The 9,899-nt window shown below is 71.1% G+C and carries 7 protein-coding genes and 1 tRNA gene; 2 read left to right on the top strand and 6 right to left on the bottom strand.

Annotated features, from left to right (window positions below; all coding sequences use genetic code 11):
• Nucleotides 1-365 precede the first annotated feature (365 nt).
• Nucleotides 366-452: transfer RNA gene (locus tag B7767_RS25205), tRNA-Leu, on the bottom strand.
• A 390-nt stretch (nt 453-842) separates the two neighbouring features.
• On the opposite strand from B7767_RS25205, the gene B7767_RS25200 reads away from it, so the two are divergent.
• Together B7767_RS25200 and B7767_RS25195 are read left to right on the top strand one after the other, a co-directional pair.
• Complete coding sequence (locus tag B7767_RS25200; RefSeq protein ID WP_085574201.1) at nt 843-1,613, top strand: ABC transporter ATP-binding protein; 771 nt, start codon at nt 843-845, stop codon at nt 1,611-1,613.
• Between the two features lie 55 nt (nt 1,614-1,668).
• Complete coding sequence (locus tag B7767_RS25195) at nt 1,669-4,200, top strand: ABC transporter permease (protein ID WP_085574200.1); 2,532 nt, start codon at nt 1,669-1,671, stop codon at nt 4,198-4,200.
• A 79-nt stretch (nt 4,201-4,279) separates the two neighbouring features.
• Here the strand turns inward: B7767_RS25195 and B7767_RS25190 are convergent, their stop codons facing one another.
• From B7767_RS25190 to B7767_RS25170, 5 genes are all read right to left on the bottom strand, one after another.
• A complete protein-coding gene (locus tag B7767_RS25190; RefSeq protein ID WP_085574199.1) occupies nt 4,280-5,587 on the bottom strand; it encodes a cyclopropane-fatty-acyl-phospholipid synthase family protein in 1,308 nt (435 codons plus the stop codon).
• A gap of 607 nt (nt 5,588-6,194) precedes the next feature.
• Nucleotides 6,195-7,580: an NAD(P)/FAD-dependent oxidoreductase gene (locus B7767_RS25185; RefSeq protein ID WP_085574198.1), complete on the bottom strand. Its 1,386-nt coding sequence runs from the start codon at nt 7,578-7,580 to the stop codon at nt 6,195-6,197.
• Nucleotides 7,581-8,022: 442 nt separating this feature from the next.
• The gene (locus B7767_RS25180) at nt 8,023-8,964 is read right to left on the bottom strand and encodes a Ppx/GppA phosphatase family protein (RefSeq protein ID WP_085574197.1); all 942 of its coding nucleotides are present in this window, start codon (nt 8,962-8,964) and stop codon (nt 8,023-8,025) included.
• Nucleotides 8,961-9,494: a DUF501 domain-containing protein gene (locus tag B7767_RS25175; protein WP_085574196.1), complete on the bottom strand. Its 534-nt coding sequence runs from the start codon at nt 9,492-9,494 to the stop codon at nt 8,961-8,963. The genes B7767_RS25180 and B7767_RS25175 overlap by 4 nt, the downstream gene beginning before the upstream one ends.
• Before the next feature lie 31 nt (nt 9,495-9,525).
• A partial coding sequence (locus B7767_RS25170; RefSeq protein ID WP_085574195.1) for a septum formation initiator family protein occupies nt 9,526-9,899 on the bottom strand: 374 nt, incomplete at its 5' end.

Here is a 9,899-nt window from a genome sequence, read left to right as displayed (position 1 = left end):
CACGCCCACACCGTCCCCGCCGGCCGCTCCCGCTGCCGCTCGGGCCGCGCGGAGGCCCCCTCCGGGCACGGCGACGCCCCGAGGACCGCCAGGTCCGCCCTGCCGCACCCGGCCGGCGACACCACGGCTGCCCCCGCGACCACCACCCGCGACCAGAACCCGGCGGCCATACGACTCCCCCGCCGACGAAGCGAACACCTCGCCCCAACGGTGCCGATCACGTGCCCCGGCCGGTATGCGCGCTCCTGCTCGACCTCCCCGGCGGCACCTGAGTACGCGTACTCGCGATCACGCGCGGGCGTCCGGTCACCGAGGGGGTCGCGCGGGTGCCGGGTTCGCGGCCGGCGCGGGAGCGGCATACGTGGTGGTGCCCGGAGCCGGACTTGAACCGGCACGCCCGCTCAGGGGCAGCGAGGTTTAAGCTCGCCGTGTCTGCATTCCACCATCCGGGCAGGCCGTGGGCCCCGCTTCGCGGTTCCGAGCCTATCGGTGGCCCTCCCGTCGACAGCGGCGGGAGGGGCCGATCTTGTCTTATTTTATTGGCACCTGAGGGAGCATCAGCACCGCGAACTCGCCGTCAGCACGTGCCGACAGCCTTGCGTGTGACGCTCCGTCACGCACGCGGAATGACGGAATTTCACCGTCCGAACAAGGGCGCTCCACCCGTTCCGCGCGCCCCCGGCTCAGGGGCCGCCCTCATCCCCAGGTATGACGCGGCGCCCGGTGGTCCCTCCCGAGTCGCCCCCCGGAACCGGAGCAGGGGGTGACTACACGGCGGTGGAGCGGCGGAACGATGGACGACGTCCCCGAGAACACGTCGTCCCGACAGGAGCGTCCATCCCGTGACCACCGCATCCCTCGCCGACCGGACCACCGCCGTGGCCGCGCGCGCCACGGAGCTTTCGAAGATCTACGGCCAGGGCGAGACCCAGGTGGTCGCCCTGGACCGGGTCTCCGTCGACTTCCGGCAGGCCGAGTTCACCGCGATCATGGGCCCGTCCGGGTCCGGCAAGTCCACGCTGATGCACTGCGTGGCCGGCCTCGACACCTTCTCCTCCGGTTCCGTGCGCATCGGCGAGACCGAGTTGGGCTCCCTGAAGGACAAGCAGCTCACCAAGTTGCGCCGGGACAAGATCGGCTTCATCTTCCAGGCGTTCAACCTGCTGCCGACGCTGTCCGCGCTGGAGAACATCACCCTCCCGATGGACATCGCGGGCCGCAAGCCGGACAAGGAGTGGCTGGACACCGTGATCCGGATGGTCGGCCTCGCGGACCGGCTGAGCCACCGGCCCTCGCAGCTCTCCGGCGGTCAGCAGCAGCGGGTCGCGGTGGCGCGGGCGCTGGCGTCCAAGCCGGACATCATCTTCGGTGACGAGCCCACCGGAAACCTCGACTCCCGTTCCGGCGCCGAGGTGCTGGGCTTCCTGCGCAACTCCGTGCGCGAGCTGGGGCAGACGGTGGTCATGGTGACGCACGACCCGGTCGCCGCCGCCTACGCGGACCGCGTCGTCTTCCTCGCCGACGGCCGGATCGTGGACGAGATGCACGGGCCGACGGCCGACTCGGTGCTCGACCGCATGAAGCGGTTCGACGCCAAGGGCCGCACCAGCTGACCCGTCCCCGCCGCCCGCTCGTCCCTCTCCCGTACCGTCTGGACAGAGAAGACCCATGTTCCGTACCGCCTTGCGCAACGTCTTCGCGCACAAGGCCAGGCTGTTGATGACCGTGCTCGCCGTGATGCTCGGCGTGGCGTTCGTGTCGGGCACCCTGGTCTTCGCCGACACCCTCTCCAACGCCTTCCGCAACCAGTCGGCGAAGAGCTACGACGACGTCGCCGTCGCCGTCACCTCGTACGCCGATCCGAACAACCCCGAGGAGGAGCCCGGCCTCTCCGGCGAGGTCCTCGACCGGATCGCCGCCGTGGACGGCGTCGCCGGGGTGTACGGTCGCGTCGAGGGCTTCGCCGGCGTCGCCGACCCCGACGGGAAGCTGATCGGCGTCGGCTGGTCCAACAAGGGCTCCAACTTCGCGCCCGGCAAGGACGGCAAGGACACCGCGTACACGTTCACCGACGGCTCCGGCCCGGTGGAGGACGACCAGATCGCCCTGGACGAGGAGTCCGCGGCCAAGGGCGAGTACGAGGTCGGCGACAGGGTACGCGTCGCGACCAACGGCCCGGTGAAGGAGTACACCCTCAGCGGTGTGTTCACCACCGAGGACGGCGCCGTCAACGCCGGCGGCAGCCTCGTCCTCTTCGACACCGCCGTCGCCCAGAAGCAGTACCTCGAGCAGGGCTACTTCGAGGACGTCACCGTCGTCGCGGCCCCCGGCGCGGACGACGCGAAGATCCTCGCCGCGGTCGAGCCGCTGCTGCCGGACACCGCGGAGGCGCGGACCGGCAAGGCGCTCGCGGACGAGCAGGCCGACCAGATCGAACAGGGCATGGGCAACCTCAAGCAGATCCTGCTCGGCTTCGCGGGCATCGCGCTCTTCGTGGGCGTCTTCCTGATCTCCAACACGTTCACGATGCTGGTCGCCCAGCGCACCAAGGAGGTCGCCCTGATGCGCGCCGTCGGCGCGTCCCGCAGGCAGATCACCCGCTCGGTGCTCGCCGAGGCCGCGGTGGTGGGTCTGGTGGCCTCGGCCGTCGGCTTCGCCCTCGGCGTCGGTCTGGCCGTCGGACTGCGCTCCGGCATGGCCGCGTTCGGCATGAAGATGCCCGACGGCCCGCTGGTCCTGTCCGCCACTCCCGTGGTCGCGGCGTTCGCGGTGGGCGTGCTGATCACGGTGTTCGCCGCCTGGCTGCCCGGCCGCCGGGCCGCGAAGATCCCGCCGGTGGCGGCGATGAACAGCGTCCACGCGGTGGCCACCACCAAGTCGCTGGTGCTGCGCAACTCCATCGGTGCGGCCATCACCGCCCTCGGCGCGGCGGGGATCGTGGCGGGCGCCTCGACCGGCGGCGACGACGGCCGGATGTACATCGGTGCGGGCGCGTTCCTCGCCCTGATCGGCGTGATCATCTTGATCCCGCTGCTGTCCCGGCCCGTGATCGCGCTCGTCCGTCCGCTGCTCGTCGGCCCCTTCGGCGTGGCCGGCAAGCTGGCCGGCCAGAACGCGGTCCGCAACCCGCGCCGCACCGGCGCCACCGCCTCGGCGCTGGCGATCGGACTGACGCTGGTGACCGGCCTGTCGGTGCTCGGCGTCACGGTCGGCGCCGCCCTCGACAAGATGACCACGGACAACATCAAGGCCGACTACATGGTCTCGATGGCCAACGGAGACGGCCTCGACCGGTCCGCGTTGACCGCGCTGGAGAAGGCCGAGGGCGTCTCGGCGGTCTCGCCGCAGCAGGACGCCTACCTCCAGGCCGGTGACGACTACGTCTCCGCCTCCGCGGTCACCCCGGGCGACATCCAGCAGGTCCTGACCGTCGACGTCGTCAGCGGCGACGTCGGCTCACTCGCCGAGGGACAGATCGCGGTCGCCGAGAAGACGGCCGAGAGCAAGGGTTGGAAGCCCGGCGACAGCATCCCCTTCACCTTCGCCGACGAGAAGAAGGCGACGCTGACGGTCGGCGCCGTCTACAAGGACAGCGAGTTCCTCTCCCCCGTCCTCATCGACACCTCCGTGGTGAACGAGCACGAGGCGAAGCCGCACATCCCGCAGATCTTCGTGAAGGTCGACGGCGGCCAGTCCGCGGCGAACGAGAAGGTCCTCATCGACGCGCTCGGCGACAACCCCGCGATCACCGTCATGGACCGGCAGGACATCCGCGACGAGTTCGGCGGCGCCATCAACACCCTGCTGAACGTCATGTACGGCCTGCTGGCGATGGCTCTGATCATCGCGGTCCTCGGCGTCGTCAACACCCTCGCGATGTCCGTCTTCGAACGGCAGCAGGAGATCGGCATGCTGCGTGCGATCGGTCTGGACCGGCGCCGGGTGAAGCGGATGGTCCGGCTGGAGGCCGTCGTCATCTCGGTGTTCGGCGCGGTGGTCGGCATCGGTCTCGGCACGTTCCTCGGCTGGGCGATCGGCGAGACCATCGCCGAGGAGATCCCGGGGTACGCGCTGGTCCTGCCCTGGGACCGGATCGGGATCTTCGTGGTGCTGGCCGGTCTGGTGGGCGTCCTGGCCGCCCTGTGGCCGGCCCGCAACGCCGCCCGGCTGAACATGCTGAGCGCGATCAAGGCCGAGTGACCTCGTCGCGACGCGGCACACCGAGGGCCGGGCTCCCCGTACGGGGAGCCCGGCCCTTCGCGTCGGGTGCGGACCCGGCTCAGCCGGGCGTGCCCCACACGCGGGCCCGCAACGGCATCCCGGAGGTGCCGGAGCCGGGGGTCCTGACGGCGAGGACCTGGTTGACGCCGATGCGGTTGCGTTCGAAGGCGAGGGCGGAGGCGGCCATGTACAGCAGCCAGACGCGGGCCCGCCCCGGGCCGGCGAGCGACATCGCGCGGTCCCAGTCGGCCTCCAGGTTCGCCACCCAGCGGCGCAGGGTGAGCGCGTAGTGCTCGCGGATCGACTCGACGTCGCGCACCTCGAAACCGGAACGTTCCAGCAGGGACACCGTGGTGCCCAGCGGGGCGAGTTCGCCGTCGGGGAAGACGTAGGCGTCGATGAAGGGGTCCACCCGGTACGACGTCTCGTCCCGCTGCGGGCGGCGCGAGATCTGGTGGTTCAGCAGCCGTCCGCCCGGCTTGAGGAGGCGGTGCAGGGCGGTGGCGTACTCCAGGTAGCGTTCGGATCCGACGTGTTCGGCCATGCCGATGGAGGAGACGGCGTCGTACGGGCCGTCCGTGACGTCCCGGTAGTCCTGTACGCGGATCTCGACGCGGTCGGTCACGCCCTCGTCGGCGACGCGCTTGCGGGCGTAGGCGGCCTGTTCGTGGGAGAGGGTGACGCCGACGACGTTCACGCCGTGGTCACGGGCGGCGTGGACGGCCATGGAGCCCCAGCCGCAGCCGACGTCCAGCAGGCGCTGACCGGGTTTCAGGGCGAGCTTGCGGGCGACGAGTTCGAGCTTGTCGTGCTGGGCCTGTTCGAGGGTGCCCCGCGGGGGCGGGGCGGGCCAGTAGGCGCAGGAGTACACCATGGACGGGCCGAGGACGATCTCGTAGAAGTCGTTGCCGACGTCGTAGTGGTGGCTGATGGCGCGCCGGTCGCTGTGCTTGGTGTGCAGGCCGCGGCGGGGGCGGCGGGCCTCCTCGCGGGGCGGGGCGGGCGGCAGCGGGGGGCCCGCGAGGGCGATCAGTCCGCGGGCGGCGGAACGGAAGGCGGGGTCGCGCAGGGCCTGGACGAGGGTACGGGCGTCCTCACCGCGCTCCCAGACGAGGCCGGCGATCCGGTCGAGGACGGTGTAGAGGTCGCCCTCGACGGCGAGGTCGCCGGCCACCCAGGCGCGGGCGAGGCCGAGTTCGCCCGGCTTGCGGAGCAGGTGGCGCAGGGCCCGGCGGTTGCGTACGACCAGGACGGGGGCGTCAGGGGGGCCGGCCTGCGATCCGTCCCAGGCGCGGACGCGGACGGGGAGGGGGGCGTTGGTCAGCTGTTCGACGTGGCCTTTCAGCCGCGAGGCGGCGTCTGGCATGGGTACACCTCCGTGACGGGAAATCCCGGAATGTCGCCTCCACGTAAACACTCGAGGGCGGACCGGCAGTCCCCGGCGCGCGTCATCCCTGGGCAAAACGCTGGATCGAACGTGCGGGAGCGAGCCCTGCGGGGGCTTCGCCCCTCCGGCTCCGGGCCCGGCCCATCCGTCGGCCCGGCCCGGTGGGTCGGGGTACCGCTGGGGCTCCGCCCCCTGGCCCTCCGGGTCCTTCGCCCACCCGCCACCCGACTCGTGAGCCGAGGACGCACCCCGCGACGGGGTTGCTCCCCGGAACTCGGACAGGGCCCGTGGGGCCGGGGCGGAGCACCGGTGAGGTCCGGGGCGCAGGGGGCCCCGGGGCAAGCTTCCGCCACCGATCCGGGCGGACCCGAACGGGGCCCGGGGCGAGCCCCGGGAACACTTTCAGCCCGCCCCGAGCCAGGAGGCCGGACCGCGACCGGGGCCCGGGGACGAACCCCCAGGGGTGGCCTTCCAACCCACCGGGCCGGGCGGGTGGGCAGGTCCCGTCGGTCCCTCGGGAACGCCGAAGGGGCCGCCCGCACCACGGATGGCGGGCGGCCCCTTCGGGCGATTCGATGACCGGGGGTCAGGAAGCCTTGGCCTCGGTCTTCTTCGGTTCCTGCTTGGCGGCGGCCGGCGCCGGCTTCGCCGCCTCGTAGAACTCGTCGCGCGGCGACTCGATCGCACCCAGGGACACGACCTCGCGCTTGAGGAACATGCCGAGGGTCCAGTCGGCGAAGACGCGGATCTTGCGGTTCCAGGTCGGCATCGCCATGCCGTGGTAGCCGCGGTGCATGTACCAGGCGAGCCGGCCCTTGAGCTTGATCTTCATCTTGCCCATGACGATCATCGCCACGCCCTTGTGCAGGCCGAGGCCCGCCACCGCGCCCTTGTTGGCGTGGCTGTACTCCTTCTGCGGGAAGCCCCGCATGCCGGAGATCACGTTGTCGCCGAGGACCTTGGCCTGGCGCAGCGCGTGCTGGGCGTTCGGCGGGCACCAGGCGTTCTCGTTGCCGGCCTTGCGGCCCACGAGGTCCGGGACCTGGGCGTTGTCGCCCGCGGCCCAGATGTAGTCGGTGCCCTTGACCTGGAGCGTCGGCTCGGTGTCGACGTGACCGCGCGGACCCAGCGGCAGGCCGAAGCGGGACAGTGCCGGGTTCGGCTTGACGCCCGCCGTCCACACGATCGTGTTGGAGTCGACCTCGAGGCCGTTCTTCAGCACCACGTGGCCGTCGACGCAGGAGTCCATCGACGTGGACAGGTAGACCTCGACACCGCGGCCCTCGAGGTGCTCCTTGCCGTACTTGCCGAGCTTGGGACCCACCTCGGGGAGGATCTTGTCGGCGGCGTCGACGAGGACGAAGCGCATGTCCTCACGGGACACGTTCTTGTAGTACTTGGCGGCGTCGCGGGCCATGTCCTCGACCTCGCCGATGGTCTCCGCGCCGGCGAAGCCGCCGCCCACGAAGACGAAGGTGAGCGCCTTGCGCCGAATCTCCTCGTCCGTGGTGGAGTCGGCCTTGTCGAGCTGCTCGAGGACGTGGTTGCGCAGGCCGATGGCCTCCTCGATGCCCTTCATGCCGATGCCCTGCTCGGCGAGGCCGGGGATCGGGAAGGTGCGGGAGACCGCGCCGAGCGCGATCACCAGGTAGTCGAAAGGCAGCTCGTACGCCTCGCCGACCAGCGGGGCGATCGTGGCGACCTTGCGGTCCTGGTCGATGGTGGTGACCCGACCGGTGAGGACCTCCGCCTTGGGAAGCACGCGTCGCAGCGGGACGACGACGTGCCGGGGGGAGATGCTGCCGGCGGCGGCTTCGGGGAGGAAGGGCTGGTAGGTCATGTACGACCGCGGGTCGACGACGGTGACGGTCGCCTCGCCGTAACGCATCTTCTTCTGGATGCGCCGAGCTGCGTACAGGCCTACGTACCCACCGCCTACTACGAGGATCCTGGGACGCTCCGTGGTGCTCATGCCATCGAGTATCCACCCGACTCAGGGGGGTACCTCGTGCGCCCCTTCACAAGCTTCGACAGGGCCTGTGTTACCATCCCGCACTTCTTGATCCAGATCACAGCGCGAAGTGGGAACCGGCACCCCGCACGGGACGTTGTCAATGCCGCGTGAGCTGCCTCTCTGTCGGCCGGGCGACACTGTGAGGCCGGCCGCCGAGTCCGTACGATGACCCCTGACGGGACACCCGCCATCACCTTCTGAACGCGTTCAAAGGGGTGTTGAGGGCCCGAATGGGTCAACCGGTATCAGTTCTTCGTTCTCCCGGGGCCAATTCCTTGTGAAGAACTTCACGAACTTTCCCGGCGGAGCCCCGCCGAGGGGTCCGGAAGGACCCCCGGGCGCCGCTCAAACGCTATCCCGACTGCTCAGCGGAGTGCTACTGATCGGTAGCAAAGGAGAGCTAGGCCACGGACCAGGCGATGCCGTCGAGGATGTCGTGCTCCGACACCACGACCTCCTCCGCGCCGATCCGCTCCATGATCGCCAGGAGGACCAGGGCCCCGGCGCCGATCACGTCGACCCGGCCCGGGTGCATGGAGGGCACCGCCGCGCGCTCGGCGTGGGTGGAGCGCAGCAGCCACTCGGTGATCTCGCGGACGCGGTCGCGGGAGACGCGGGAGTGGTGGATGGCCCCGGAGTCGTACTCGGGGAGGTCCTGGGCGATCGCCGACACGGTCGTGACCGAGCCGGCCAGGCCGACCAGGGTGTGCGCCTCGCGCAGCGGGACCGTCTCCTCGGCGCGGTCGAGGGCGGCCTCGATGTCGGCGCGCATCGCCGCGATCTGCTCCTCGGCCGGCGGGTCCGTCACGGCCCCGTCCCGCACCAGGTGCCGCTCGGTCATCCGTACGCAGCCGACGTCCACGGAGCGGGCGGCGCGCACGTGGTCGTCGCCCACGACGAACTCGGTCGAGCCGCCGCCGATGTCCACGACCAGGAACGGGCGGCGCAGATCGGTCCGGCCCGTCAGCTCCTTGGTGGCCCCGGTGAAGGAGAACTCGGCCTCCTGGTCACCGGTGATGACCTCGGGCTCCACGCCCAGGATGTCCACCACCCCGCGCACGAACTCGTCGCGGTTCTCGGCGTCGCGGGAGGCGGAGGTGGCGACGAAGCGCAGGTGCTCCGCCCCGTGCTCCTTGATGATCTCCGCGTACTCGCGGCAGGCGGTGAACGTCCGCTCCAGCGCCTCGGGCGCCAGCCGGCCCGTACGGTCGACGCCCTGACCGAGCCGTACGATCGTCATACGGCGGTCCAGTTCGGTCAGTTCACCGGTGGCAGGGGCCACATCGGCCACCAGGAGCCGGATGGAGTTCGTACCGCAGTCGATGGCGGCGACCCGGGTCACTGGCCGTCCTCCTTCCCGGGCAGCGTCACGCAGGCGCCCTTGCGCCACCACTGGGGCAGCATCGCCAGCGCCTCGTCGCCCAGCGGGTTGACGCCGGGGCCCGCGGCCAGCGAGTGGGCGACCAGCACGTGCAGGCACTTCACCCGGTCCGGCATGCCGCCCGCGCTGGGGAAGTTCTTGAGCTCCTCGATCTCGTCGCGGCGCCGGATGTAGTCCTCGTGCGCCGCGCGGTACGCGGCGGCCAGCTCCGGGTCGGTGGCCAGCCGCTCCGTCATCTCCTTCATCACGCCGTTCGCCTCCAGCGTCCCGATCGCGGAGTTCGCCTTCGGGCAGGTGAGGTAGTAGAGCGTCGGGAAGGGGGTGCCGTCGGGCAGCCTCGGCGCGGTCTCCACGACGTCCGGCTGTCCGCAGGGGCAGCGGTGCGCGATGGCGCGCAGCCCGCGCGGGGGCCGGCCGAGCTGCTGCTTGAAGGCCTCGACGTCCGCGTCGGTGGGCTCGGTGCGCGGGGTCGTGGGCGGGGGCGTGTCCATAACTGTCTTTCTTACGGCTTTCTGCGAAGGGTCACTGGTCTGCGGCGGCGTCGGCCTTGTCGACGCCGTCCCAGACGTTCGCGTACCAGGGGCGGTCGGCGGCTTCGAGATCCGTACGGGACTGCTTCGCCGTACCCGGGTCGATGACGATGTAGCCGGTCTCCCCGGGCAGGACGTAATGCAGCCGCCTGCGGATCTCCTGCTCGGCGTACGCGTCGTCCTGCCAGCGGGCCTTCATGTCGCGCAGCCGTTCGACCCGCCGGCGGGCCTCGTCCTGCTCCTGCCGGAGGTCGGCGATGTCCGCGCGCTGGGAGACGTACTGCCGCATGGGGTAGGCGAGGGCGACGATCATGGAGCAGACCACCAGGGCGAGCAGCGCGGCCCGGCCGGTCAGCCGGGAGCGGC

This window comes from Streptomyces sp. 13-12-16 (assembly GCF_002114215.1).
Classification (GTDB): domain Bacteria; phylum Actinomycetota; class Actinomycetes; order Streptomycetales; family Streptomycetaceae; genus Streptomyces.
Note: the sequence above shows the minus strand (reverse complement) of the source record. Positions and strands in the feature narration are given on the sequence as shown.